This window comes from Microbacterium timonense (assembly GCF_900292075.1).
GTDB lineage: Bacteria > Actinomycetota > Actinomycetes > Actinomycetales > Microbacteriaceae > Microbacterium > Microbacterium timonense.
Genome location: NZ_OLMV01000003.1, coordinates 123,145 through 149,045, shown reverse-complemented (window position 1 = coordinate 149,045; position 25,901 = coordinate 123,145). Strand labels below are relative to the sequence as shown.

General features: G+C 70.5%; 25 protein-coding genes. 12 read left to right on the top strand and 13 right to left on the bottom strand.

Annotated features, from left to right (window positions below; translation table 11 throughout):
* Positions 1-68: 68 nt before the first annotated feature.
* Entirely contained in the window at positions 69-932 is an 864-nt protein-coding gene (locus tag C9992_RS10025; RefSeq protein ID WP_106815472.1) for a potassium channel family protein, read from the top strand.
* A 115-nt stretch (positions 933-1,047) separates the two neighbouring features.
* On the opposite strand, the gene C9992_RS10020 is transcribed toward C9992_RS10025, so the two are convergent.
* From C9992_RS10020 to C9992_RS10000, 5 genes are all read right to left on the bottom strand, one after another.
* Entirely contained in the window at positions 1,048-1,377 is a 330-nt protein-coding gene (locus C9992_RS10020) for an SHOCT domain-containing protein (RefSeq protein ID WP_106815471.1), read from the bottom strand.
* A gap of 25 nt (positions 1,378-1,402) precedes the next feature.
* Positions 1,403-1,819, bottom strand: a complete 417-nt coding sequence (locus tag C9992_RS10015; protein ID WP_106815470.1) for a DUF6325 family protein — start codon at positions 1,817-1,819, stop codon at positions 1,403-1,405.
* Positions 1,820-1,930: 111 nt separating this feature from the next.
* On the bottom strand, positions 1,931-3,406 hold the full coding sequence (cls, locus tag C9992_RS10010) for a cardiolipin synthase (RefSeq protein WP_106815469.1): 1,476 nt from the start codon (positions 3,404-3,406) through the stop codon (positions 1,931-1,933).
* A 118-nt stretch (positions 3,407-3,524) separates the two neighbouring features.
* A complete protein-coding gene (locus C9992_RS10005; protein WP_268807181.1) occupies positions 3,525-4,439 on the bottom strand; it encodes a formylglycine-generating enzyme family protein in 915 nt (304 codons plus the stop codon).
* Positions 4,440-4,478: 39 nt separating this feature from the next.
* On the bottom strand, positions 4,479-5,150 hold the full coding sequence (locus tag C9992_RS10000) for a GAP family protein (RefSeq protein ID WP_106815468.1): 672 nt from the start codon (positions 5,148-5,150) through the stop codon (positions 4,479-4,481).
* Between the two features lie 359 nt (positions 5,151-5,509).
* On the opposite strand from C9992_RS10000, the gene C9992_RS09995 reads away from it, so the two are divergent.
* Genes C9992_RS09995 through C9992_RS09990 form a run of 3 tightly spaced genes read left to right on the top strand, consistent with a single transcriptional unit; the run spans position 5,510 to position 7,587 of the window.
* Positions 5,510-5,953, top strand: coding sequence for a DUF6325 family protein (locus C9992_RS09995; protein ID WP_106815883.1), 444 nt, complete (start codon positions 5,510-5,512; stop codon positions 5,951-5,953).
* Between the two features lies 1 nt (position 5,954).
* Positions 5,955-6,107: a hypothetical protein gene (locus tag C9992_RS18080; protein ID WP_160150863.1), complete on the top strand. Its 153-nt coding sequence runs from the start codon at positions 5,955-5,957 to the stop codon at positions 6,105-6,107.
* A gap of 19 nt (positions 6,108-6,126) precedes the next feature.
* Positions 6,127-7,587 carry a DUF1254 domain-containing protein gene (locus tag C9992_RS09990; protein WP_106815467.1) on the top strand — a complete coding sequence of 487 codons (1,461 nt, stop codon included), beginning with the start codon at positions 6,127-6,129 and terminating at the stop codon, positions 7,585-7,587.
* A gap of 140 nt (positions 7,588-7,727) precedes the next feature.
* On the opposite strand, the gene C9992_RS09985 is transcribed toward C9992_RS09990, so the two are convergent.
* Positions 7,728-8,387 carry a hypothetical protein gene (locus tag C9992_RS09985; RefSeq protein WP_106815466.1) on the bottom strand — a complete coding sequence of 220 codons (660 nt, stop codon included), beginning with the start codon at positions 8,385-8,387 and terminating at the stop codon, positions 7,728-7,730.
* Positions 8,388-8,514: 127 nt separating this feature from the next.
* Here C9992_RS09985 and C9992_RS09980 point away from each other — a divergent pair, with 127 nt between their 5' ends.
* Both C9992_RS09980 and C9992_RS09975 read left to right on the top strand, forming a co-directional pair.
* A complete protein-coding gene (locus C9992_RS09980) occupies positions 8,515-9,726 on the top strand; it encodes a glycosyltransferase (RefSeq protein WP_200826284.1) in 1,212 nt (403 codons plus the stop codon).
* 6 nt (positions 9,727-9,732) lie between these two features.
* Positions 9,733-11,010 carry a glycosyltransferase gene (locus C9992_RS09975; protein WP_106815464.1) on the top strand — a complete coding sequence of 426 codons (1,278 nt, stop codon included), beginning with the start codon at positions 9,733-9,735 and terminating at the stop codon, positions 11,008-11,010.
* Here C9992_RS09975 and C9992_RS18075 read toward each other — a convergent pair whose 3' ends face one another.
* Positions 11,011-11,568, bottom strand: coding sequence for a hypothetical protein (locus C9992_RS18075; protein ID WP_160150862.1), 558 nt, complete (start codon positions 11,566-11,568; stop codon positions 11,011-11,013).
* A gap of 261 nt (positions 11,569-11,829) precedes the next feature.
* Between C9992_RS18075 and C9992_RS09960 the strand changes: the two genes are divergently transcribed.
* Entirely contained in the window at positions 11,830-12,846 is a 1,017-nt protein-coding gene (locus C9992_RS09960; protein WP_106815882.1) for a GlxA family transcriptional regulator, read from the top strand.
* 19 nt (positions 12,847-12,865) lie between these two features.
* On the opposite strand, the gene C9992_RS09955 is transcribed toward C9992_RS09960, so the two are convergent.
* On the bottom strand, positions 12,866-13,276 hold the full coding sequence (locus C9992_RS09955; protein WP_106815461.1) for a DUF7144 family membrane protein: 411 nt from the start codon (positions 13,274-13,276) through the stop codon (positions 12,866-12,868).
* A 200-nt stretch (positions 13,277-13,476) separates the two neighbouring features.
* On the opposite strand from C9992_RS09955, the gene C9992_RS09950 reads away from it, so the two are divergent.
* The 4 genes from C9992_RS09950 to C9992_RS09935 all read left to right on the top strand — a co-directional run bounded on the left by C9992_RS09950 (position 13,477) and on the right by C9992_RS09935 (position 19,098).
* A complete protein-coding gene (locus tag C9992_RS09950; RefSeq protein WP_106815460.1) occupies positions 13,477-15,144 on the top strand; it encodes a SulP family inorganic anion transporter in 1,668 nt (555 codons plus the stop codon).
* Positions 15,145-15,469: 325 nt separating this feature from the next.
* Positions 15,470-17,674 carry an ATP-dependent Clp protease ATP-binding subunit gene (locus tag C9992_RS09945; protein WP_106815459.1) on the top strand — a complete coding sequence of 735 codons (2,205 nt, stop codon included), beginning with the start codon at positions 15,470-15,472 and terminating at the stop codon, positions 17,672-17,674.
* Between the two features lie 55 nt (positions 17,675-17,729).
* Complete coding sequence (locus C9992_RS09940) at positions 17,730-18,215, top strand: hypothetical protein (RefSeq protein WP_106815458.1); 486 nt, start codon at positions 17,730-17,732, stop codon at positions 18,213-18,215.
* A gap of 40 nt (positions 18,216-18,255) precedes the next feature.
* Positions 18,256-19,098, top strand: a complete 843-nt coding sequence (locus tag C9992_RS09935) for a UbiA family prenyltransferase (RefSeq protein ID WP_106815457.1) — start codon at positions 18,256-18,258, stop codon at positions 19,096-19,098.
* Positions 19,099-19,208: 110 nt separating this feature from the next.
* Here C9992_RS09935 and C9992_RS09930 read toward each other — a convergent pair whose 3' ends face one another.
* The 4 genes from C9992_RS09930 to C9992_RS09915 form a co-directional block, all read right to left on the bottom strand.
* Complete coding sequence (locus C9992_RS09930) at positions 19,209-20,348, bottom strand: FAD-dependent oxidoreductase (protein ID WP_106815456.1); 1,140 nt, start codon at positions 20,346-20,348, stop codon at positions 19,209-19,211.
* Positions 20,341-21,045, bottom strand: a complete 705-nt coding sequence (locus tag C9992_RS09925; RefSeq protein WP_106815455.1) for a methyltransferase domain-containing protein — start codon at positions 21,043-21,045, stop codon at positions 20,341-20,343. The genes C9992_RS09930 and C9992_RS09925 overlap by 8 nt, the downstream gene beginning before the upstream one ends.
* A 67-nt stretch (positions 21,046-21,112) precedes the next feature.
* Positions 21,113-22,267 carry a type III polyketide synthase gene (locus C9992_RS09920; RefSeq protein WP_106815454.1) on the bottom strand — a complete coding sequence of 385 codons (1,155 nt, stop codon included), beginning with the start codon at positions 22,265-22,267 and terminating at the stop codon, positions 21,113-21,115.
* Between the two features lie 145 nt (positions 22,268-22,412).
* Positions 22,413-23,846, bottom strand: a complete 1,434-nt coding sequence (locus tag C9992_RS09915; protein WP_106815453.1) for an MFS transporter — start codon at positions 23,844-23,846, stop codon at positions 22,413-22,415.
* A gap of 120 nt (positions 23,847-23,966) precedes the next feature.
* Between C9992_RS09915 and C9992_RS09910 the strand changes: the two genes are divergently transcribed.
* Complete coding sequence (locus C9992_RS09910; protein ID WP_106815881.1) at positions 23,967-24,440, top strand: ArsR/SmtB family transcription factor; 474 nt, start codon at positions 23,967-23,969, stop codon at positions 24,438-24,440.
* 40 nt (positions 24,441-24,480) lie between these two features.
* Here the strand turns inward: C9992_RS09910 and C9992_RS09905 are convergent, their stop codons facing one another.
* On the bottom strand, positions 24,481-25,848 hold the full coding sequence (locus tag C9992_RS09905; protein ID WP_106815452.1) for a glucose-6-phosphate dehydrogenase: 1,368 nt from the start codon (positions 25,846-25,848) through the stop codon (positions 24,481-24,483).
* Positions 25,849-25,901: the final 53 nt, after the last annotated feature.

Sequence of the window (25,901 nt, the reverse complement as noted above, 5' to 3'; positions counted from 1 at the left end):
CCCGTCGCCTGCCCGCAGCCCGGGCGCGCCCCCGGGGCGACGCGGTCCGCGTAGGGCACAATGCGCGTGTGGACGAATCGACGTGGCGGGCACGCACCGAGGTCCCGCTCGTGGTGGCCGGGTTCGCCTACCTCGTCGCCTATTCGTGGCGGGTGATCGCCGACCTGACCGGCCCCGCGCGCATCGTCGCCACGACGGTGGTGCTGGTGACGTGGGGCATCTTCATCGTCGACTACCTGGTGCGCCTGTTCATGGCCGACCGCAGATGGGTGTGGTTCCGCACGCATCTGTCGGACCTCGCGTTCGCGCTGGTGCCCGTGCTGCGCCTCGTGCGACTGCTGCGGTTCCTCACGCTGCTGCCCGGGCTGCGCTCCACCCGAGGCGACCGGCTGCGCACGCAGATCATGGTGTACGGCGCGGGTGCGGCGGTCATCCTCATCTACATCGCGTCGCTGGCCGTGCTCGAGGCCGAGCGTCACGCGCCGGGTGCCAACATCACGACGTTCGGCATCGCGTTCTGGTGGGCCTGCGTGACGGTGACGACGACGGGCTTCGGCGACTACACGCCGATCACGGATGCCGGGCGGTTGGTGGGGATCGGAGTGATGTTCGGCGGGGTGGCTCTGGCCGGCATCATCACGGCGACGCTCGCCTCACTCGTCGTCGAGCTGGCCTCGCGGGGACATGACGATCGCGAGCCCGCCACGCGCGCGCAGGTGCGCGAACTTTTGGCCAAGGTCGAGGCGCTGACGGCCGCGTCCGCGCGCCCGGATCCGGCACGGGATGCCGGCACTCCCGGCGGCTCAGGTCTTTCCGGCGACCCTCGCGCTCCCGGCGGCTCAGGTCTTTCCGGCGACCCTCGCGCTCCCCGCGGCGAGGTCCTCGACCCGGATGCCGAGGGCCACGGCGGCGACGACCGCCCCGGCGGCTGAGACCCCGGCGGCTCCGGGCGCACTCCCGGGCGGCATCCGTCGCAGGGCGGCATCCGTCGCAGGGCGCAACCGTCGCAGGGCGGCATCCGTCGCAGGGCGGCATCCCGCCCCGGCGTCAGGCCAGCAGCTTCGCCTTCGCGGCGGCGAACTCGTCGTCCGAGAGGATCCCCTGCGCGTGCAGCTGACCCAGCTGCGAGAGCTGTGCCATCAGGTCGTTTCCCCCGCCGGCCGGGGCAGCCGGCTGGGCCGCGGCCTGCTGGGCGGCGGCCTGCTGGGCAGCCTGCTGCATGGCCGCCTGCTGCTGCTGCATCTCGTAGGCCTGCGCCTCTTGAGCCTGGTACGCCTTCTGCTGCTGGTGGCGTGCCACGCTGCCCGAGACCGCCGTCGCGGTGCCGGCGACCACGGCGGTGCGCGCCGCCATCCCGATCAGGCCCGGTCGTCCCATTCTTCCGAGTGGCATCTCTCCTCCTTCATCCGGCGTTCTCTGCGAGGAACGCGTTCACCACCGGGGCGGGCACTCCGTGCCGCGCGATGACCGCACCACCCGCGTCGTACAGGGCGCTCGCGAACGACTTGGCCCACAGCAGTTCGACGACAAGGATCGCCGCCGACCTGCCCGGTTCCAGACTCTCCGCGAGGAAGAGGATGTCCTCCTCGCCCGCAAGACCCGCCAGGTCCAGAGCGGGCGCGCCGTCGTTGACCGTGTCCGACAGCTCGAGAACCTCGATCTCACCGTCGGGCGAGCGGCGGGCGAAGACGAGGTCGAGCAGGTTGACGGTGCCCGTGGCGACGAGATCGTCGATCGCCTGGAGGACCGCCGGACCCGGACGGTCGCCGTCGAACGCGATCGCGTAGAACTCGATGGGTCCGTAGTCGAAGCTGGTCATCTGCGTCTCCTTCTTCCGGCCGGCTGGTTCAAGCGCCGCACCTGCTCCGGAGCTCTGGTCGCGAGAGTACCGCCGATCGCACCGACGCGGCAGGGGTGGTCCGCTCGCTCATCAGTTGAGGGCGGACGTGAGCCGCATGACCCCGTCGAGGAACGTCGCCTTGGCGGGTTCGCGCCGCCACTGCTCCAGCGTCAGCTCCCGGCCGATGTCGCGATAGCCCTGCTCCACCTCGCGCATGGCGGCCACGAACGTCTCGCCGCGCACGAGCAGCGAGACCTCGCTGTTGAGGCTGAACGAGCGGATGTCCATGTTGCTCGAGCCGATCACGGCGATGTCATCGTCGATGGAGAAGTGCTTGGAGTGCAGGATGAACGGCGCCGGGTACAGGAAGATGCGCACTCCCGCCTCGAGCAGCGTGGCGTAGTACGACCGCTGCGCGTGCCACACCATGAACTGGTCGCCGATCTCCGAGACGAACAGCTGCACCTCGATGCCGCGCTGGCACGCGGTCGTGATCGCGTAGACCATCGCCTCGTCGGGGACGAAGTACGGGCTCGTCAGGATGACCTTCTCCGTGGCTCCGTAGATGAGCGAGAGGAACAGCCGCAGGTTGTTCTCGGTCTCATAGCCCGGGCCGCTGGGCACCACCTGGCACATCAGGGCGTCTGATGACGTGGATGCCTCCAGCTGCGTGGCCGGCACGTGCTCGGTGGCCGACAGGTCCTCGCCGGTCTCGATGAGCCAGTCCGAGAGGAACACCGTGTTCACCTCGGCGACTACGGGCCCGGTGAGCCGGGTCATGAGCTCCTGCCATTTCAGGCCGCGTTTGATGTTCTTCGGGGCGTCGTAGCTGCGGTCGATGAGGTTTTGCGATCCCATGAACGCCACCCGACCGTCGACGACGACGATCTTGCGGTGATTGCGCAGATCGGGACGCTGGTATTTCCCCTGCAGGGGCATGACCGGCAGCATCCACGCCCATGTCACGCCGATGCGGTCGAGCTCGGCGAAGGTCGCCTTCGAGTTGGCCAGTCGCTTGGTGGAGAAGTGGTCCGCCAGCAGACGCACGGTGACGCCGCGCGCGACGGCGCGCTCCATGGCGGCGAAGAACCCGCGCGTGGTGTCGTCCCACGCCACGATGAAGAACTCCACGTGCACGAAGTGCTGCGCCTTCTCGATCTCGGCCGCCATCGCGTCGATGGAGGCCTGGTAGTCGCCGTACAGCTCGGCCTCGTTGCCCCAGGATGCCGGCAGCGCTGTGAGGTTCTCGTTCTGCTGCACGACGCGCTCGAACCAGCGGGGCCATTCGGCGTCGGTCCGCTCGAGCTGGCGGTCGGCGACGTTGCCGCGGATCATCGCGTCGATGCGCGCCTGTTCGTCGCGCCGTTTCGCCGGCAGCCGGAAGTTGCCGATCAGGAGGTACAGCACCACGCCCACGAGTGGAAGCAGCACGATCAGCAGCAGCCACGCCATCGCCGCCGTCGGCTTGCGGTCCCGGGGGATGTAGACGAGCGCGACGATGACGATGATCACGTGCGCCAGGCTCGCGAGAAGCCAGGAGAGGTTGGTGCCGAGAACGGAATCCACGGGCTAAGCATGCCCTGCCGCCCGTCGGGTCATGTAGTGCACTCCGCGTGAATCCCGGAGTCTTTGCCCGGTTCCGCTTCCTCGCGACGCGGCGGCCGCGGCTGCGGACCGAGCCCGATCAGGCGTCGGCGGCGCAGCGGAAGCCGATGTGCGACATCCCGGTGTCCTCGGCCTGCGGTGAACGGGCGGCGGGACGGAAGCGCAGGCAGTACTCCGGCGAGCACAGGTGCGACCCGCCCTTGAGCACCCGCCGCGGGATCGAGGGGAACCCCTCCTGGGCGCTCGCCGCCGCCAGCAGGTTCTCGCGTCTTCCCGCGTCCACGGGCTTGTCCGACAGGCGCAGATGCCGGGGGGTGTAGAAGTCGGTCGTCCACTCCCACACGTTCCCGGTCATGTCGTACAGCCCGTACCCGTTGGGCGGGTACGAGCCGACGGGTGCGGCATCCCCCACGCCCCGGTTGTCGTACGGGAAGTGCCCGAGCCACGAGTTCGCTTGCGGCACGCCGTCGGGGTACGGCTCGTCACCCCACGCGAACCGCGCGCCGTCCAGCCCGCCACGGGCGGCGTACTCGTGCTCGGTCTCGGTGGGCAGCCGCAAACCCGCCCACTCGGCGTAGGCGACGGCGTCCTCGAAGGCGATGTGGACGACGGGATGCCGCATCCTGTCGTCGATCGACGACTGCGGCCCGAACGGGCACCGCCAGAAGGCGCCCGGCTGCCAGCGCCACCAGTTGCGCCAGTTGCCGAGGTCGACCGGACCGGATGTCGGGCTGAACACCATCGCCCCGGGCACGAGGTCGTCGGGGTCGGCTCCCGGGAACGCGGCGGGATCGAGCTCGCGCTCGGCCACCGTGACGTAGCCGGTGTCGTCGACGAACGCGGCGTACTGCGCGTTGGTGACGGCGTAGCGGTCGATCCGGAACGGCGCCACCTCGCGCTCGTGCACGGGGCGCTCATCCGGGTAGAACTCGTCCGACCCCATGCGGAAGACGCCGCCGGGAATGAGCACCTGGTCGTGGATCACGGCAGTCACCGCTCCACCGTAGCCCCGGGCAGGGGCGTCCGGCGCCGATCAGAACGCGGCGATGCCCTTGCCGATGAGGTCCACCCCCAGCACCAGCAGCAGCACCGCCATGATGACCGCGTTCTCGCGGGCGAGCCAGACGCGCAGAGCGTCGAGCGGCTCCTTCAGCCGGTCGGCGGCGACGAGGTAGCCCACGACCGGGATGAGGACGGTGGATGCCGCGACCAGCGTGAAGACCGCGATGACGGCGATGACGGCCCCGGCGTCGAGGCCCGCCGAGCCGAAGTCGACGCCCGCTCCCGCGGTCAGCAGGAGGTTCTTGGGGTTAACCGCCGACAGCAGGAAGCCGAGGCCCAGGGCCGTCGGGAAGCTCACCTTGTCGATCGCCTGCATCCACTTCGGCATCCTCGGCTCCTCGCCCGCCTTGGGCCGTCCGCGCCACTGACGCAGCGCGAGCAGGAGCAGCAGCATCCCGAAGATCAGCCGGATGACGCCCTGGATGGGGTGGCTCTCATCGGCGTCAGAGCCGGGGAGGATCGACGACAGGAGCGTGAACACCGTCACCGCGATGACGATGCCGGCCAGCCATCCGAGGAGGAAGCCCACGCTCGTGGCCCGCGCCTTCGGTGACAGCAGCATGAGGATCACCGCGATGATCGGGATGGGACTGATCGCCACGCCGAGGGCGAAAGGCAGGGTCTCTCCGATGGCGCCGCCCATGGCTCCTCCAGACGATGACGGGATGGTTCCGGTTCACCGTATCGTCCGCCCGCTTCCGAGGTCGATCGCCGCGACGCCGCGATCCTGTCTTTCAGCGACAGCCGCCTCGAGCTGTGACCGACCGGTGACCCGAGCTCTGGCCGCGACCTCCGCCTGCCACCCATGACCGCGAGACTCCATCGGGCCGCCGAGACTGCGGTCCGCGCCCGAAGTCTCGGCGCTCCGATGAAGTCTCGCGGTTCCAGGTGGGCTGGGCCGCGGGTTCTGTTCACGCGATTCGCATGACGCGACGCGCTCGCGGCGGCGATTCGATGGAGCCCGAGGGTGCCGGAGGTGCACTCCGTCCGGAGGGAGCAGACATGACCGATGCGAGCAGCAACGAAGAGCTGGGGCCGATCGACTACATCGTGGTCGAGTTCCCGGCCGGACAGACCCGCCTGACCGGCGAGGCCGCCGCGGAATTGGTCGCCCTCGTCGCCGACGGCACCATCCGCGTGCTGGACCTGATGTTCCTGCACAAGGGCGAGGACGGATCCATCGACGTCGACGAGATCGAAGACATCGAGGACCTGGGAGAGCTGGGTGTCATCGAGGCGACCCTGGCCGAGGTGCTCGCGGAGCAGGACCTGCTCGACATCGCCGAAGCGATGGAACCCGGCAGCAGCGCGGCAGTGCTGGTGTGGGAGAACACGTGGGCCGCGCCGTTCGCCGTCGCGGTCCGGCGCAACGGCGGCCAGCTCATCGCGTCGGGCCGCATCCCGACGCAGGCACTGCTGGCCTCCCTGACGAATGAAGGAGAGTGACATGCCCATCGGAATCGGACGCGTGGGACGCGTCGGCATGATCGGCCGCCCGGTCGCCCGCACGGCGGCCGTCGTGGGGACGGCGAAGGTCGTGTCGAACGGGATCGACCGCAGGCAGGACCGCCGCGAAGACCGCCGTGAGCGTCGCTTCTGAGTCGTCACACCCATACGCGATGACCAATGACGTGAAGCCCGGTTACAACACGCCGATTCCGTCGCAGATCACGACGCCTGATCGAGTGAGCACCCGCATCGGCGATCTCGAGTTCATCGACGGCGTGCCGACCGCGGAGACGACCGACAAGCTCTTCGACCACCTCGACTTCCTGCGGGGCGTCGAGGCATTCCTGACCTGCATCCCGGCCGCCTCGCTGGAGGCGATTCGCCGGGCGACGGTGGAGGTCGCCGGGGACGCGTGCCACAAAGGCGTGATCACCGACCGACTGCTGGATTCCAACCCGCTCCTGCTCACCGGCAACACCGATACGGTGTACGCGATCGCCATGCTGGACATCGAGCGGGACGGCCCCACCGTCATCGAGGTGCCGCCGGGCTCGGGCCCGGGCACCGTGGACGACGCGTGGTTCCGCTTCGTGGTCGACCTCGGTGCTCCCGGCCCTGACCGCGGTGCCGGCGGGACTTACCTCATCGTGCCGCCCGGCTACGACGGTGAGCGGCCGGAGGGCTGGTTCATCGCGGAGTCGCCGAGCGCGGTCAACCTCGTGATCCTGCGCGGGTTCCTGGTGGACGGCAAGCCGGATGCCGCGGTCGCGCTGTTCGAGAACGGGGTCAAGGTCTACCCGCTTTCGACTCGTTCCGATCCGCCGGCGATGGAGTGGACGTCGCTCTCAGGAGTCGAGGTGAACACCGTTCACGCCAACGACGTGACGTTCTACGACGAGGTCGCCCAGGTGATCGCCAAGGAGCCGATCGATGTGATCGACGCCGAGACCCGCGGGCTGCTCGCGTCCATCGGCATCACGAAGGACGCGCCGTTCGCCCCCGACGAGCGGATGCGCGGCATCCTCGTCGACGCGGCGGCGGTGGCCAACGGCACCGCTCGCGCCATGGGGTTCCGCTCCCGGGAACGGGCGTTCTTCCTTTACGACGACCGCCGCTGGGTGAATCCCTTCCCGGGCGGCGATTACCGGTTCCTGCGAGACGGCGGCCGGGGCGGGCGATTCCTGGACGGTCGCACGACGTTCTTCTACCTCGCGACGGTCAACACGCCGGCCATGGCACTGAAGATGGTGGGCCGGGGCTCGCAGTATGCGCTGGCGACCCTCGACGTGAACGACGAGCCCCTCGACGGTGGAAAGACGTACCGCCTGCGGATCCCGGCCGACGCGCCGGCATCCGATTTCTGGTCCGTCGTGGTCTACGACCCGCAAACCCGTTCCGAGCTGCAGACCGGCCAGCCGCTGCCCAGCCGCAACAGCAAACGCGACGCCCTCGTCTACAACGAAGACGGGTCCGTCGACATCGTGTTCGGTCCGGACGAGCCCTCGACGCTCGCGACGAACTGGGTGCAGACCGTCGCCGGCAAGGGCTGGTTCGTGCTGCTGCGCCTGTACGGACCGCTCGAGAGCTGGTTCGACGGCTCCTGGAAGCCGGGCGACATCGAGCCCTCCTGACCCCCGAGCCCCCCGGCACCGCGACCTCTGACCGCGAGACTTCATCGGGCCGCCGAGACTTCGGGCGCGGACCGCAGTCTCGGCGCTCCGTTGAAGTCTCGCGGTTCGAGGCGCTGGACCGGGAAGGCGCGACCGGTGCGTCAGTTCGAGGGCTCGATGCGCAGCACGCCGGGCGCCTCGCCCAGGGTGAGGTCGTCGACCACGCGCACGGTGCGGGCGAGGTCGTCGACGCTGCCGATCACCGTGCCGAACCGGGTGCGGTCCGAGCACACGGCGGTCACCGTGACGAAATGCGATCCGGTGTCCCACGTGTAGGTGGCGAACGGCGGCGTGCGCCCGTCCGCGGAGCCCGAGACCGTTGCCGCGGGCCCGTCGGGTGCGGGCGCTGCCGGCTGACGCACCTGGCTTCCGAACGGCATCTCCAGCTTCTCGCCGACGCCGAGGTACGGAGAGCGGAACGACTCGGTGTCGTCGTACTCCATCGGCATCATGGCGCGTGCCGCGCGCAACTCGTTCGTCGCCTGCTGCAGCTGCGCCATCACCACCACGAGCTCGGCATCCGCCTTCCACACCCACACCAGCACGCGACCGGCGGCCCGGCGCATGAGAAGCGGAGCGGCCTGGCTCATCGCCCACGCCGCGAACCCGCCGCCCGGACGTGACGGCGCACCGAGCGCGGAGCCCGCCTGGGTGAGCAGCATCCTGATCGCGGCTTTGCGGTGTCGACGCCCGCGCAGTCCGAGCGACTCGGTCACGGGTACCCACAGGTTCGGGTCGGCGTCTGCCTGCAGTCGGGGCATGCCTCCAGGCTACGGGGCGCATCTGGCGCGTTCCTGGGCGGGCCGCGCGAACCCCTCCGGTACAGTGGATGCCGCGCGGCGGCCACCGCTGCCGCGCGCCGCCCGCCGCACAGACAGGCCCCCCACCGTGACCGATCCTGCGACGCCCGACGACACCCCCGCCGCGAGTCCCAGACCGCTCAAGATCCTCATCGGCGCCGACACCTTCCTGCCGCACGTCAACGGCGCCGCCCGCTTCGCCGAGCGCCTGGCCGCCGGCCTCGTCACCCGCGGACACGACGTGCACGTCATGGCGCCGAGCAAGACCCACCGCGAGCACGGCACCTTCACGGAGGTCATCGAGGGTCAGCCGATGACGATGCACCGCCTGCCGTCATGGCGCTACTACCCGCACGACTGGCTCACGTTCGTGCTGCCGTGGATGTCGAAGCACTATGCGCGCCGCGTGCTCGACGAGGTGAAACCGGACGTCGTGCACATCCAGTCCCACATCGTGATCGGCCGCGGGCTGTCACGCGAGGCGGCCAAGCGCGGCATCCCGATCATCGCCACCAACCACGTGATGGCCGAGAACATCCTCGACTTCACCACGCTTCCCGACGCGCTGAACAAGCAGTTCGTGAAGATCGCATGGGCCGACGCCAAGCGCACCTTCGATCTGACGCGCGCGGTCACCACCCCCACGCGCAAGGCGGCGGACTTCCTCGAGTCGACCATCGACATCACCGGGGTCATCCCCGTCAGCTGCGGCATCGATGCGAGCAACTACACGGCCGACCTCGCGCCGCGTGACGCGAACCGCATCGTGTTCGTCGGGCGATTGACGACCGAGAAGCAGATCGACGTCATCCTGCGAGCGATCGCGAAGCTCGACCCGGCCCTCGACGTGCGCTTCGACGTCGTCGGCAGCGGCGACCAGCGTCGCAACCTCGAGCAGCTCACCAGCGAACTCGGCCTCGCCGACCGGGTCTCGTTCCACGGCCACACGACCGACGAAGAGCTGCGATCGCTGCTCACGAACGCGAGCGTCTTCGCCATCGCGTCGATCGCCGAGCTGCAGTCCATCGCGACGATGGAGGCGATGGCCTCGGGCCTTCCCATCGTCGCCGCCGACGCGGTCGCGCTTCCTCATCTGGTGCACGACGGCGAGAACGGGTACCTCTTCCGCCCGGGAGACGTGGACGACCTCGCCGCCAAGCTCACCACCGTGCTCACGCAGTCGCCCGAAGAGCGTCTGCGTATGCAGCAGGCCTCCCTCGAGGGCGTCAAGGTGCACGACATGCGTCGTACGCTCGACACCTTCGAGGCGCTGTATCGCGACGAGCCCCTGCCGGAGTAGCAGCCCGTGCACGTGGTGATGTTCGGCGACCAGCACGCCGAATCGCTCGGCGGGGCACAGGTGTCGATGCGCCTGCAGCGGCGGTTCCTCGAGAAGGCGGGGCACACGGTGACGATCGTGGCGCCGGCGATGCACGGCCCGCGCGCCGCCGCCGCGCCGCGCGATCCCTCGTACCTCGACCTGCCGTCCATGCCGATCACGGTCGATCGCGAGTACTCGATGACGTGGCCCGGCCGTCGTACCGATCGATGGCTGGATGCCGCCATCGAACGTCTGATGGCGGACACGGGGCGTCCGCCGGTCGACGTGGTGCACGTGCAGGCCGACTTCTGGGGGGCCTTCATCGGATACCGGTTCGCGCGGCGTCACGGACTGCCGGTCGTGCACACGATGCACAACAGGCTGGATGTCGGTATCGAGGCCACCACGCCGTTTCCGAAGCTGGTGCTGCGCGTGCTCAACGCCTGGCAGCGCCGCGCCCTCGGCTTCGGGAGCGCGGCCGACGCGGCCGGCACCGACGGGTGGGCGTATCTGCGCAGATTCGCGGCGCGAGCGGATGCCGTCACCGCGCCGTCGTCGCACTTCGCGGGGCGCCTCGAAGCGCACGGCGTCCGGCCGGCGGGACGCCGGGTCGAACCGGCGCGCGCCTCGGAGCCGCCTTACACCGTCGACGTGATCTGGAACGGCATCGACGACGACGTGCTCGATGAGGTGCTGGCGGAGGCGCCCCCCGCACGAACGCCGGGACCGCCGCGCTTCGTGTGGCTCGGGCGGATGAGTCCCGAGAAGCGGCTGCTGCCCTTCCTCGAGGCGCTCGCCGCATCCGGCGTCACGGCGGATGTCGAGATCATCGGTGGCGGGGGGCAGCATCGCGCAGCACGACGACTGGTGGAGCGGCTGCGGCCGAACGCGACCGTCACGTTCGCCGGACGGATGCCGTACGCCCAGACCCTGCGCCGCATCGCTGCCGCGGACGCTGTCGTGCAGACGTCGATCGGCTTCGAGACGCAGGGAATGACGATCTTCGAGGCGGCCTCCTTGGGCACGGCGTCGATCGTCAGCGACCCCGATCTGGCCGGCGAGCTCGGCAGCGGTCTCTGGCCGGTGGGTGAGGGGAACGGCCCCGATGCGTCCACATCGGCGCTCGCCGCGGCGCTGCGGCAGGCGGCATCCGACATCGCGGCCGGCCGCGCGCCGATGCCTGATCCGGCCATCGGGGAGAGGTTCCGGCAGTCCTCGCGCACTGCGGCGATGATCGCCGTCTACGACCGCGTCACGCGCTGATCACACCATGAGCTGCACCGCGACGCCGTAGAGGACGCCGCCCAGGACGGCCCACAGCGCGGTCACGCCGATGCCGAGCCCGATGCCGGCCATACCCTTGGGTCGGCCCTTGCGCGTGAGGCCGATCGCGCCGCACACGATCGCCGCCAACGCGAGCAGACCCTGGACGATCGCGAACACGTTGGCGACCACGGCGATCGCGACGTAGTCGCCCGAGCGCAGCACCGCCGCCTGAGCGAGCAGCGACGAGGTGGAACCGAGCAGCACCACGATGCCCAGTACGAACGCGACGGTGCCGACCGGATTCTTGCCCGGGCGGGGGCTGGAGCCGTACGAGGGCGGTGCTCCGTACGGCACGCCGACCGCGGCGGCGCCGGGAGCAGTGCTCGGGGCGGGGGCCGGTTGCGCGGGTGCGGCCGGTTGCGTGGCTGGCGCGCCGGTCGGTTGCGCGCCCGGTGTGGACGCGGGGTGAGCGGCGGGGGCCGCGGCCGGTGCGGCCGCGGGCGCCGCGTCAGAAGGGGTGTCGGCAGACTGCGGGGCGTCCGAGGGAGTCGTCACGCGCCGAGTCTAGGGCGGTCGCCGTCGTCAGGGGAGACGGGTGCGATCGGTGGGGACGCGGCGGAAGCCGTCCCGGCGGAGGTTGACGATCGTCGAGGCGACCGCCACCGCGGACAGGGCTGAGAAGAGAATCACCATCAACATGGCAGAAACGCTACGCTTGTGGTCGTACTGCCACGAGTGGCAGAATGGACACACATCGCACGAAAACTGCCAGGCCGCATGCGCCGTCGTCCGGTCACGGGCGGGAAGGGAACCGATATGAAGACCGTCGCCTGCATCGTCACCGACGGGTTCGCGCCGTTCGAGTTCGGCGTCGCCTGCGAGGCGTTCGGCCTGGACCGCTCGGATGACGGCATCCCGACCTTCGACTTCCGCGTCGTGACCCCCGACCCCGGCGTCGTGCAGTCGAAGATGGGCTTCTCGATCAACGTCGACAACGACCTGTCGTTCGCGTACGACGCGGACCTCGTCGTCGTCTCGCCGGTGCCTCATCAGTACTGGGGCGGCGTCGACGAGCGCGTGCTCGACGTGATCCGCGCCGCCGTCGCCCGGGACGCGTGGGTGCTGAGCGTCTGCAGCGGATCGTTCGTCATCGCCGCCTCGGGTGTCCTTGACGGGCGGCGCGCGACGACGCATTGGATGTACGCCCAGAAGATGAAGGAGATGTACCCGTCGATCGACGTCGACCCCGACGTGTTGTACGTCCAGGACGGCCGCATCATCACGAGCGCCGGGACCGCCGCGGGGCTCGACGCCTGCCTGCATCTGCTGCGACAGGAGCTCGGGGCCGAGCTCACCAACAAGATCGCCCGTCGCATGGTGGTGCCGCCGCAGCGCGACGGCGGCCAGGCGCAGTTCATCGCCAACCCGCTGCCGGCCACGACCTCGCTCTCGCTCGCGCCGGTGACCGACTGGATGCTCGACAACCTGCGGCTGGATCTCACCGTCGACCAGCTGGCCGCGAAGGCCCACATGTCGCCGCGCACGTTCGCCCGCCGGTTCAAGGCCGACTACGGCGCGACTCCCGCGGCTTGGCTTGCTCGCCAGCGCATCATCCACGCGCAGCGCCTGCTCGAGAAGACCGATCTCGGGCTCGACCGCATCGCCTACGAGAGCGGCTTCGGATCCGCGGCGGTGCTGCGCCAGAACTTCTCGCGGGTGCTCGGCACGACACCCACGGCCTACCGCGCCCGCTTCGCCTGCGCCGTTGACGAGACGACGGATGCCCCCGCCGAAGGCATGGCGGAGGCATCCGTGTTGGAGCCCGTGGCGTGAAACGCCGCGGGTAGGAGGGTCAGTCGCGAAGCGCCTTCAGCTCGCGACCGTGCACGGTCAGCGCGTAGATCACGAGGATGTCCAGCGCGAGGAGGATGAGCGAGATCCACGGCTGCACGGCGATCAGCGTGAGCTGACCGATCGCGTTCAGTGCGACGAGGATGATCGCCACCACACGGGCCCAGGTCGCTCCCGTCAGCAGTGCGATGCCCACGAGGATGAGAAGCAGCCCCGAAATGAGGTGCCACCATCCCCACCCTTCGATGTCGACGGAGAACAACCCGGCGCCTCCCAGGAAGTACGCCGTGTCGGGTCCGATGAGGGCCTGAAGGCCGTGGAAGGCGTCGAGGACGCCCGCGATGAGCAGGACGACGGCGGCGAAGACGCCCCATCCCACCCAGCCGGTGACGGTGGTGTCGTTGTCGGTCATGAGGTTCCCTTTCGTGTCGGCGCAGTGCCGCCCGAGCCGGTCCGGGGTCCGTGCGCCGGCGGGGCCCGCCCGGGTTCCCCTCAATCCTGTGAGGAGCCTGAGTGCTCCTCGTCATGCAGGTCGCATGAAATTCGCCGTTCCGCCGGCCGGCGGCCCGCATCGTCGCCCGCCGTTCGCCGGTCCTTCGCTACCGTGGCGACGTGGGACGGGATCCGCGGTCATGGTTCTCGCGCAAGACGCTGCGTAAAGACCTGGTGGCGGGTCTGACGCTCGGCGTCGAGAGTGTCCCGGACGGGCTGGCCCAGGGACTGCTGGCCGGGGTGAATCCGCTGGCCGGACTCTACGGTCATCTCTTCGGGATGGTGGGGGCGGCGCTTTTCACCAGCAGCGCTCTGATGACGGTGCAGGTCACAGGTGCCATGGCGCTCATCGTGGCCGACGCCGACCTGCAGACCCGCGCCGACCCGGATCGCGCCCTGTACACCCTCGCCATGATGTCGGGCGTGCTGCTCGTCGTGCTCGGGCTGCTCGGCGGCGGTCGCCTGGTGCGCTTCGTCCCTACTCCGGTCATGACGGGCTTCGTCACCGCCGTGGGTGTGAACATCGTGCTGGGGCAGCTGTCGAACTTCACCGGCTACACCTCGCAGGGCGCCAATCGCCTCGCCAAGACACTGGATCTCAGCATCCACGTCGGCGAGTGGAGCCTGCCGTCCCTGGTCGTCGGCGCCATCACGGTCCTCGTCATCGTGCTGCTGCAGAACACCCGCGTCGGCGCGCTGGGGCTCGTGATCGCGGTGATCACCGGGTCGGTGTGCGCCGTGCTGCTGAACCTCTGGGTGCCGGGGCCCGTCGTGCTGCTGCGCGATCTCGTCGACGTTCCCGGCTCGCTGCCGGCGCCCGTGCTGCCGAGCCTCGACGACATCCTCTTCGTCACGATCCCCGCCGTGTCGCTGACCTTCGTGGCGCTGGTGCAGGGCGCGGGCGTGTCGGCGGGCATCGCCGCGCGCGAGGGCAAGACGCCGGATGTCTCCCGTGACCTCATCGGGCAGGGTGCGGGCAACCTGCTGTCGGGTCTGTTCCGCGGCATGCCGGTGGGTGGATCGTCGTCGGGGTCCTCGCTCGTGAGCACGGCCGGCGCCCGTTCTCGCGTGGTCTACTTCGCCGCCGGGATCGTGATGGCCCTCGTCATCCTGCTCGCGTCGGACCTCGTCGCGTACATCGCGATGCCGGCGCTGGCGGGCCTGCTGATCGTGGTCGGGGTCTCGGCCGTCAAGCCGAGCCGCGTGTACTCCGTGATCAAGAGCGGTCCTCTGCCGACCGTGGTCATGGCGGTGACGTTCGTCTTGATGCTGCTCATCCCGCTGCAGTTCGCGGTGCTCGCGGGCGTCGGCCTGGGCATCATCCTCTATGTCGCGCAGCAGTCCAACCGGCTGCGCGTGCGCCGGGTGGTGTTCGCGGCGGACGGCCGCATGCGCGAGATCGACCCGCCCCGTCGCGTCCCGCCGCGGGAGATCCTCATGCTGCAGCCGTACGGCAGCCTGTTCTTCGCCAGCGCGCCGACGTTCGAGCGCCAACTGCCCGCGGTCACCGAGGAGTCCGCGAACTCCGTCGTGATCGTGCGCCTGCGCGGCACCGACGACGTCGGGCTCGCCTTCGTCGAGGTGCTGCGCCGCTACGCGCACGACCTCGCCGGGGTGGAATCGAGTCTCAAACTCGTGGTGAGTGAGCCGGTCGTCATCCGTCAGCTGGAAGCCGGGGGCCTCGTGGCCGAGATCGGCGCGGCCAACATCTACCGCGGCACCGAATGGGTGGGCGAGGCCCTGCGCCGCGCCTACGACGACGCGCGTGAAGAGCGCAATCGCGCCTGACCGTCCCCGGTGGACACCTCCGCGGCCTGCTGCGGCATCCATCCTCACCCGACAGGTCAACGGATTCAACAGGTCAACCGGATCCAACACGTCAACGGATCCGACAGGTCACGGGATTCAACAGGTCGACCGCGCTTCCACAGGAGGGATGCCGTGGCAACAGTCCTGTGGAAGCGCGGTTGACCTGTTGGGGAGCGCGTCGCGCAGGAGCGGTCGATCCTCAACGCCGGGCGCTGGCCGCACGAGTCTTGCTGGAAAGGTGAGGCATCGGCTAAACTTGAGCCAGATCGACTCAACTTTGAGTCCCGCAGATTTCAGGAGACCAATGAACGCCACTCAGCAGCCCGGACAGGAGGACGCGCAGAGCGCCCTCGAGCAGTTCGGCATCAACCTCACCGACCGCGCCCGTCAGGGCAAGCTCGACCCCGTCATCGGGCGAGACAGCGAGATCCGGCGCGTCAGCCAGGTGCTGACCCGCCGCACCAAGAACAACCCCGTCCTCATCGGCGAGCCCGGCGTCGGCAAGACCGCCGTCGTCGAGGGCCTCGCGCAGCGCATCGTCGCGGGCGACGTCGCCGAGTCGCTCAAGAACAAGGAGCTGGTCACCCTCGACATCTCCGCTCTGGTGGCCGGCGCCATGTACCGCGGCCAGTTCGAGGAGCGCCTCAAGAGCGTCCTCAAGGAGATCACCGAGTCCGACGGGCGGATCATCACGTTCATCGACGAGCTGCATGTGCTCATGGGCGCCGGCGGCGGCGAGGGGTCGGTCGCGGCATCCAACATGCTCAAGCCCATGCTCGCACGCGGCGAGCTCCGCCTCATCGGCGCGACCACGCTCAACGAGTACCGCGAGTTCATCGAGAAGGATGCCGCCCTCGAGCGCCGCTTCCAGCAGGTCTACGTCGGCGAGCCCAGTGTGGAGGACACCGTCGCGATCCTGCGCGGGCTGAAGGAGCGGTACGAGGCCCACCACAAGGTCGCCATCGCCGACGCGGCGCTCGTGGCCGCGGCATCCCTCTCGCACCGCTACATCCCCAGCCGTCAGCTGCCTGACAAGGCCATCGACCTCATCGACGAGGCGGCGTCGCGGCTGCGCATGGAGATCGACTCGGCGCCGCTGGAGATCGACGAGCTGCGCCGTCACGTCGACCGCCTGAAGCTGGAGGAGCTCGCCCTCAAGAAGGAGAAGGACGACGCTTCGAAGGAGCGCCTGGCCGCCCTCCGCGAGACGCTCGGCGTCGAGGAGCAGCGCCTGCGCGAGCTGCAGGACCGGTGGGAGCGCGAGCGCGCCTCGCTGAACCGCGTCGGCGACCTCAAGACGCGGCTGGATGCCGCTCGTGTCGAGGCCGAGCGCGCGCAGCGCGAGGGCAACCTCGAGAAGGCGTCCCGGCTGCTGTACGCCGAGATCCCGGCGCTGGAGCGCCAGCTGCTCGAGGCCGAGCGCGAGGAGCCGGCCGGAGACCGCATGGTCAACGAGCAGGTGACCGACGAAGACATCGCCGCCGTCATCGCGGCGTGGACCGGCATCCCGGTGGGACGCCTGCTGCAGGGCGAGACCGAGAAGCTGCTGCACCTGGAGTCCGAGCTCGGCAAGCGCCTGATCGGGCAGAAGGATGCCGTCAAGGCGGTCTCCGACGCGGTGCGCCGGTCGCGTGCGGGCATCAGCGACCCGGGCCGGCCCACCGGCTCGTTCCTGTTCCTCGGCCCGACCGGGGTCGGCAAGACCGAGCTCGCGAAGGCGCTGGCGGAGTTCCTCTTCGACGACGAGCACGCCATGGTGCGCATCGACATGTCGGAGTACGGGGAGAAGCACTCGGTCTCGCGTCTGGTCGGCGCCCCTCCCGGCTACATCGGGTACGAGCAGGGCGGCCAGCTGACCGAGGCCGTGCGGCGTCGTCCCTACTCGGTGGTGCTGCTCGACGAGGTCGAGAAGGCGCACCCCGAGGTGTTCGACGTGCTGCTGCAGGTCATGGACGACGGACGCCTGACCGACGGCCAGGGCCGCACGGTCGACTTCGCGAACGTCATCCTCATTCTCACGTCCAACCTCGGCTCGCCGATCCTCATCGACCCCACGCTGTCGACCGAGCAGAAGCGCGAGTCGGTGATGGCGATTGTGCGGCAGGCGTTCAAGCCGGAGTTCCTCAACCGCCTCGACGACATCGTGATGTTCTCGGCGCTGAGCGAAGACGACCTCGCGCAGATCGTCGAACTCGCCGTCGACGGACTGCACCGGCGCCTGAAGGACCGCCGCCTGACCCTCGCGGTCACGCCGGACGCGCGGGCCTGGCTTGCCGAGCGCGGCTACGACCCGGTGTTCGGTGCGCGGCCGCTGCGTCGGCTCATCCAGTCCGAGATCCAGGACCGTCTGGCGATGGCGCTGCTGTCGGGCCGCGTGCGCGACGGCGATGTGGTCCGGGTGGATGTCGCGGCCGACGGCTCGCAGCTCGTGCTCACCAGCGACGGACCAGCGGCCGAGCCGGTCGCCCAAGACGACGACGTGATCGAGGCCGAGCTGCTCGACGACTGAGCTCCCCGGGTCGGAGCCCTTCCGGTCCAGAGGATGCCGACGATACGGTCGGGGCATGCGCATCGCACGCTCCGGCCGTTTCGTCTTCGTCGCCCAATGGGTCGCCGCCGTCGTGCTGCCGGTCTTCTTCTTCCTGGGCCGCGGCCTCGTCGGCGCCGAGCTCGGCTGGATGGCGATCCTCGGCATCGTCTACGGTCTCGCCGTCGTCGCCCTGTTGCTGGTTCCGCCGCTCTTGACGCTGTTCGACCGGGAGGGCCGCCGAGCCCGGGCGACCCGTTTCGCGTACGACATCGCGACGTTCGTGATGTGGGGCGCCATCCTGCTCGCCTCCCTCACGGTGCCCGACGCCGGCGACAGCGGTCACGTCGACTCGGCGTTCATGAACTGGTTCGGCCTGTCTTACGAGGCATCCGAGGCGGTCTTCGCCACGGCAGCCGGCATCATCGGTCTCGCCTACCTGGCCACGTTCGTGCTCGCGATCGCGGGCATCGTGCGCGGACGCGCCGGTGCACCGGTGGATGCCCCGGCACGGGGCGCGTGAGCGTCTCCGTGGGGGTCGGGTGACCGCCCACGCCGGCCCCATGCGCACCGTCCGTGGGCTGTGGGGGGCATCCCATCCGGGACCCACGCTCGTCGTCACGGCGCTGGCTTTCGCCCTGGGGGTTGCCACCGCCCTCGAGCCGTGGCGACTCGCACTGCTTGGGGTCGCGGTGTTCACCGGCCAGCTCTCGGTCGGGATCTCGAACGACGTGCTCGACGCCGCGCGGGACCGCGCTGTGGGACGCACCGACAAGCCGCTGGCACGCGGTGACGTCGCCGTCGGTCTCGCGTGGACGGCAGCACTCGTGTTGCTCGTGCTCGCACTGCTGCTCTCGGCGCCGCTCGGATGGCGGCTGCTCGCCGCCCACGCCCTCGCCCTGGGCTCGGCGTGGGCCTACAACGCCGGGCTCAAGTCGACGCCGTGGTCCATCGTCCCGTTCCTCGTCAGCTTCGGGCTCTTCCCCTCGCTGGCGACCCTTGCCGCCTCGGATCCGGCGTTCGCGGCCTGGTGGGCGTGGATCGCGGGGGCGGCGCTCGGCGCCGCCGTCCACCTGACGAACGTGCTCCCCGACCTCGACGACGACGCGCGCACCGGCGTGCGCGGACTGCCGCACCGGCTGGGCCCGCGCGTCTCAGCCGGCGTCGCGGCCCTCGCGGTGGTGGCAGGAGCCGTCGCCGTGCTACTCGGTGCCGCCGGGGGGAACCTGGGTGCCGTCTCCCCGGTGTCGTGGGTCTTCTTCGTCGCCGTGGTGGTGCTCGCCATCGTCACCGCGTGGCGCGCCGTCCGTCGGCCGCCGACGCGGGCCCTGTTCCGGCTCGTGATGCTCGCGGCCCTGCTCCTCGCGGCGCAGCTCGTCGCGTCCGGCACCGCGCTGGTTGCCTGACTCGTCTCTGGGGGTTTGGGGCGCGTCGGTGCCGTTCGGGGCGTGCGATGTGCGCCCCGAACGGACGGGATGCGCCCCAAACCCGAGGGGGAAGGACGACATCCCGCCGGTCACGCGTCGGCGTCGAAGTCCATCGCGTACGCGCGGGCGAAGAGACGGCCCGAGGGACCCGTGAGCATCGCGCTGACGACCGAGCGCCGCAGCGCGTCGGCGCAGGGGAAGGGCCGACCGAGCACCGTGTTCATCGACGCCATCGCCGCCGCCCGGCGGGCCGACGCGACCCGCCGGGCCTCCCATCGGGCGAGGGCCTGATCGGGAGGCGTGCCGGTGTGCAGCCACGAGGCGATGAGCGGAGCCAGCGTCGCGGCATCCAGCAGTCCGAGGTTCATCCCCTGGCCGCCGATCGGACTCACCTCGTGCGCCGTGTCGCCGATCGCGAAGACGCGACCGTTGCGCAGGCGTGGGGCCACCACGCGGCGCACGCCGAAACCGGTCGCCTCCGCCACCGCCGCTGCGGCCGCCTGCTCGCCGCGCCGGGCGAGGGCGTCCCGCAGTCTCGCCGCGCGGGCGGCGGGCTCGTCGTCCGCGCCCGGGTCGTCCCACGCCACGAAACGCCGGCGGCCGCCCGGAAGCGGGAACGACTCCAGGACGCCGTCGGGGTCGAGATGCACGACAGCCACTTCCGAGTCCGGTCGCGGGCCGGCCACGGCATCCGTCATCAGATACCGGTCGCGATACTCGCGCGCGCGAACCGCACCCTGCCGGTACACGAGGTCGCGTCCCGCAGCGCCGCCGGCGACGACCACCACGCGGCTCTCGTGCTCGAGGACGCGCCCGAGGTGCGTCGAACGCACCACGACGCCGCCCAGGCGCGGGATCACCGCCCGCACGTGCGCTCCCCGCAGTGCGGCTGGCGCCACGGCCGCCAGCACCGATTCGGTGGCGGCCTGCGGCAGGGTCGCCACGAACGGGAACCTCGCCGACAGCGCGTCGAAGCGGACCGTGCCCAGAACCCGGCCACGCGTGCGCGCCTCCCCGCGCCGCACGCGCACCGCCTCCGCGAGGAGACGCTCGGTGATCCCCGACGGCTCCAGCGCCGCCAGGACGGGGGAGTGGATGCCGATGGCCCGTGTACCGCCGCCGGCGCTGGGCCGGCGCTCGAGCACCGTCACCTCCACCTCGCGGCGCGTGAGCTCTGCGGCCAGCAGCATGCCGACCGGCCCGGCCCCGACGATGGTGACCTCAGGCATGACCGCGAGCGTTGGCGAGGATGCGGAACGGGACCGGGGTGTGCACCGTCCAGGACCCCGGCATGATGTCCTCGAGCGTCGCGCCGAGCTCCGCCGCGGTGTAGCTTCGGCGGATCGATCGCAGACCGTCCGTCCGCAGGAACGTGCCAGGCGCGAACGGGGTCACACCGACGGCGTACAGCCCGTAGGCCAGCCGTGACCTCGCGATGTCGCCGTGCAGCACGATCCCGCGCGAGAGGGCCAGCGAGTCCCGCGCGAACCCCGCCAGGCCGTCGCTGAGATGGTGCAGGACGTGGTTCGAAACCACGGCGTCGTACACCGCTCCCTCGTCGACGAGAGCGCGCGCGTCGGCGCAGCGGAAACGGATGCCGGGGATCGGTGCCCCGGCGACCGCAACCTCGTGCGCCCGCGGGTCCGGGTCGATGCCGGTCCAGGTCACCTCGAGCCCGTCGCGGCGCGCCGCCGCCGCCAGCCGCCGCACCAGATCGCCGCCGCCCGAGCCGATGTCGAGCACGCGCGCCGGCCTGTCGAGTGCGGCGAGAGCGGGGGCGAGCCAGCCGCGGTAGACGGTGCCCCAGCCCGACACCAGTCGGTTGATGGTGCCGAACCGGCGCAGCGTCGCGCGCAGGCGCTCGGGGTCGCACTCGGGATCGTCCATGAGCTCCACGAGCTCGCCGTCGCGTACCGCCAGGCTCACGCGTGCGCTCCCCCCATGGCCCGCCTCACGACACCCCGCGCGGCCGCCGTGCCTGCTCGACGCGTGCTCACGTCGATGCCGCCAGCGCCAGACCCGTCTCGGCGGCCGTCGCGACGGCCGGCCGCCGCACGGTGATCAGCGCCGACTCGACGGTCAGGCCGGGACCGAAGGCGAGACCGGCGACCCGCGTACCGTCACCCACGTGCCGGTCGTCCAGGAGCGCGGCGAGGATGAAGAGGATCGTGGCGCTCGACATGTTCCCGAAGTCGCGCAGCACGGCCCGCGAGGCCGCCAGTGCGTCGGGGGGCAGCCCGAGGCCGCCTTCGACCCGGTCGAGCACACTGCGGCCGCCCGGATGCACCGCCCACAGCTCGGGCTCCGCCTCGTTCCCCAGGAAGCGTCCCACCGCACCGCGGATCTCCCGGCCGATGATGCGCGGCACCTCGGCCGAGAGCACCATCTCGAAGCCCTGGTCGCCGATGGTCCAGACCATGTCGGTCTCGCCTTCGCTGGTCAGCGCGGTGCCGAACCGGTCCAGCTGCAGGCCGCCCGGCCGGCCGACGGCGGGATCGGCCGTCACGATGGCGGCGGCTGCGCCGTCCGCGAAGACCGACGCCGCCACGATCTGCTGCGGGTCGGCCGAGGCGCGGACGTGCAACGAGCACAGCTCCGTGCAGACGACGAGGACGACGGCATCCGCCCGCGTCGCCGCCAGCGCGGTGGCGACACGAAGCGCCGGCAGGGCCGCCGCACAGCCGATGAACCCGAGATGTGCCCGCTCCACCGTGGGTTCGAGCCCCAGGTCGCGGACGAGCCGGTAGTCCGGTCCCGGGGCGAAAGATCCCGTGCACGAGACGGTGACGACGTGTGTGACAGCGGATGCCTCGACCCCGGCGTCGTGCAGGGCGGTCCGCGCCGCCTGCGCGGTGAGGGCGGGTGCCAGCCGGATGTACAGGTCGTTCCGCTCGGCGGTGCCCGGCGAGAGCAGCGTGCCCTCGGCATCCACGAAAGCCGTCTCGCCGGTCGGCGCGACGTGCGGGGGCGCGAGCTCGGACAGTACGGTGTGCCGCTGCTGGATGGCCGACGCATCGAACACGGCCTGGATGCGGCGGCGGGTCAGGCGGTCGACGCCCGGCTGACTCGCGAAGAGCTCGCGGACGCTCTCCTGGCGGATCAGGGTGCCAGGAACTGCCGTGCCGATCGAGACGATGCGGGCCGTCATGCTGCAACCTAAGCACGCTCACGGCCCCTGCAGCACCGTCTTGCCGTAATCGGGCCCGTGGGATAGGCGGGTGCGGGTGGGTCTGGAGGGCCTCGATACGCGCGGGCCGCTCGCTCCTCGATCGGCGGGTTCGGGCTGGTGCTCGCTACTCGACCGGCGAGTGGGGCGCGGCGGGGACAGCGTCGGGCAGTTCCCGCATGCTCCAGAACGGTCCGATCACGACGAAGAGGCCGGCCAGCAGCTCGCCGGACGCGGCGATCCACAGCGTCGGCACCGTGCCGATCCACGTGCCGAGCGCACCGGCAAGCAATGCACCGATCGGCATGACGCCCCACACCACGAACCGGATGGAGGCGTTCATGCGACCGAGCAGCCTCGACGGGGTGATCCGCTGGCGGAAGGTGACCTGCGTGACGTTGTACAGCAGGATCGTGAAGCTCGTCACGAAGAACTGCACCACCAGCAGCGGGAAGGCGAGGGCCGGCACGAGGGAGATCGCGGGCAGGAAGAATGGGGAGACGCAGAACGCGATCGCGCTGATCGGGATCGCGCGCGCCTCGCCCACTCGTTTCAGGATGTGCGGGGTCGCGATCGCCCCCAGCAGCCCGCCGACGGCGGAGAGAGAGAAGACCACTCCGAGCATCTGCGGGGTCAGACCGAGCTCGCGCAGCGCGAAGATGGGCAGCAGCGTGGCGGCGATCGTTCCGAAGAAGTTCGCGACGCCGGTGGTGCCGACGATCCGGCGCAGCAGCGGGTTGCCGAACACCCAGCGCAGGCCCTCGGCGATCTCGTGGAGCAGCGGCTTGTGGTCCTCGGGGGCGCGCAGCTGCTCGTGGTCGCGGGTGAACAGCAGGGCGACGAACGAGGCCAGGTAGGTGCCGACGGTGATGAGGATCGCCAGGGGCGCCGCGAGCACTCCGACGAGCCAGCCGCCCATGGCCGGTCCGGCCAGGCCCGCCAGCTGTTCAGTGGACTGGAGCTTGCCGTTGGCCTCGGCGATCTGATCGGTGCGCACGAGCGAGGGGATGATGCTCTGGTTCGAGACGTCGAAGAACACCGTCGCGACACCCATCACGAGCGCCACCAGGATCATGTGCCAGATCTCGAGAGCGCCGAACAGGGCGAGCAGCGGGAGCGTGCCCAAGGCCGCAGCGCGTACCGCGTCGGCGACGATCATCACGTGCCGCTTGCGCATGCGGTCGATCCAGGCGCCGGCGGGAAGTCCCACGACGAGGAACGCCGCGACCTGCGCCGCGTTGAGCACGCCGACCTCCCACTCGGTTGCGTCGAGGATGAGCACAGCGAGGACGGGGATCGCCAGCTCGGTGATCTGCGCGCCGAACTGGCTGAGCGCCTGACCGCTCCACAGCGTCAGGAAGTTGCGGTCGTGCCACAGCGAGCCCCTGCGCGCCGGTGCCGGGGGTGCTGCCTGGGCAGCGGCATCCTGATCCGCCTGAACGGCGTCGTCTGTTCCCGCCCGCGAGGTGAGCGTGGATGCCTCGGCCCGGGCTTCGGCGAGGGCCTCGGCCGACATCGGCTGCGCCTGGGTGTCGTGCGGCATCTCGTCTGATTGAGACATGCCAATCAGTGTGGGCCACTGATTGAGATATGTCAATCGGTCTTGTACGCTGAGGCCGTGGCCGACGACAGCGAGGGGCGGATCGAGCTCCGGCGCGGCGATCCCGAGGCCGAGGCGCGGATGCGCGCTCTCAGCTCGCCGCTGCGGCTGCGGGTGCTGCGTCTGTGCGCTTTCGAGTCGCGCACCAACAAGGAGCTCGCCGAGCTGCTCGGTGTGAATCCGGGCACGATGCTCCACCACGTGCGCACGCTCGTGCAGACCGGTTATCTCGCCGCCGAGCCGGAGCGCAGCGGCGCGCAGGGCGCGCGCGAGGTGCCGTACCGTGCCACGGGGCTGTCGTGGCGGACCTCGATGCCGGGATCCGCGCCCGTGCTCGTCGAGACCTTCCTGCAGCAGATCGAAGGGGTGGCCGACGAGGACCTCGATGTCACCTGGCTCGGGCTGAAGCTCAACGCCGAGCACAAGGTCGAGCTCGCGCGGCGGCTCCACGATTTGGCGCAGGAGTTCAAGGACCGCGGGCCCGATCCCGACGGTGACACGTATTCGCTGTTCACCGCCTTCCATCCCGACGACAATCCGCCGGCTGCGCACTGACGACGCGGGAGGGGGTGGACGGCTTGCCGGTACGCGGCGGTCAGGGCAGTGCGGGCCACGCCTCCGGTCCGCGCGTGCCGGCAGGGTATTCGTCCAGCGGCACTTCGCCCGCCCGCCAGGCCGCGAGCACCGGGTCGACGATGCGCCACGACTCCTCCGCGGCATCGCCGCGCACCGCGAGCGTCGCGTCGGCGTCCAGGATGCCGGAGAGCACCTCGCCGTAGGCCTTGAGGGCGCCCGCGCCGAGGTCGGCTTCGAGGATCGCGCGCTCCAGCTCGAACGGGTCGTCGCCACCGTTGACGTTGAGCTCGAGCTGCATGCGGTCCGGACCGAGTGAGAATCGCAGCACCGACGGCGGCGCGTCGCCCGTGAAACCTTCCGGGAGGTGGTTCACGGAGCGGAAGGTCACGACGACCTCACCGTTCTTCCCGGCGAGGGCCTTGCCCGACCGCAGCGTGAACGGCACCCCCTGCCAGCGTTCGTTGCGCACTTCGCATGTCACCTCCGCCAGGGTCTCCGTCCCCAGCGACGGGTCGACGCCCGGTTCGTCGACGTAGGAAGGAAGGTGGCGGCCGTCTATCGTGCCCTCCGTGTAGCGGGCGCGGCGGGACGCGGTCTTCGGATCGTCGCGCCACACGTGCGTGGCCCGCAGCACGGCCGAGGTGGCGTCGCGGAAATCGCGCTCGTGGAGCGTCGCCGGCGGCTCCATCGCCAGCACGGCCATGACCTGCAGCAGGTGGCTCTGGATCATGTCGACGAGGGCGCCGGCCCGGTCGTAATAACCGGCGCGGCCTTCGAGCCCGAGGGTCTCGTCGTAGCGGACCACGACCGACTCGATGTGCTGCGCCGACCACACAGGTGCGAACACGCGGTTGGCGAACCGCACGCCCAGCAGGTTCAGGGTCGTCGAACGGCCCAGGAAGTGGTCGACGCGGAACACCTGCTCCTCGGGCACCAGCCGGGCCACCGTCTGGTTGAGTCGGTGGGCGGACTCCTGGTCCACGCCGAACGGCTTCTCCAGCGCCAGCACCGTGCCCGGCGGAAGGGTGACCTGCGCCAGTGCTTCGCAGGCGGCGGCCGCGACGGCAGGGGGCACGGCGAAGTACAGGGCGATCCGGTCGCCGGGATCGGACAGCAGCCGTTCCAGGTCCTTCGGGTCAGTGATGTCTGCGCGCAGGTACGTCGTCTCGGCGACGGCGCCGAAGGCGTCCTCGAAGCCGCCTGCGGCGAAGGCGTTCCGTACCGTGTCACGCCATCGGGCGTCATCCCAGTTGTCCATGCCGGCGCCGCGCAGCCGGACGCGACGCTGCGGCTCCATGGTCAGCAGCTGCCCGAGTGCGGGCAGGAGGAGCCGGGAGGTGAGGTCGCCGGAGGCGCCCAGGATGACGAGCGTGGTCTCTTTGGCCATGGGCCCAACCTATTCATCCCTGGCCGGGAAGGGGCGGATCGGCGCCCACGCGG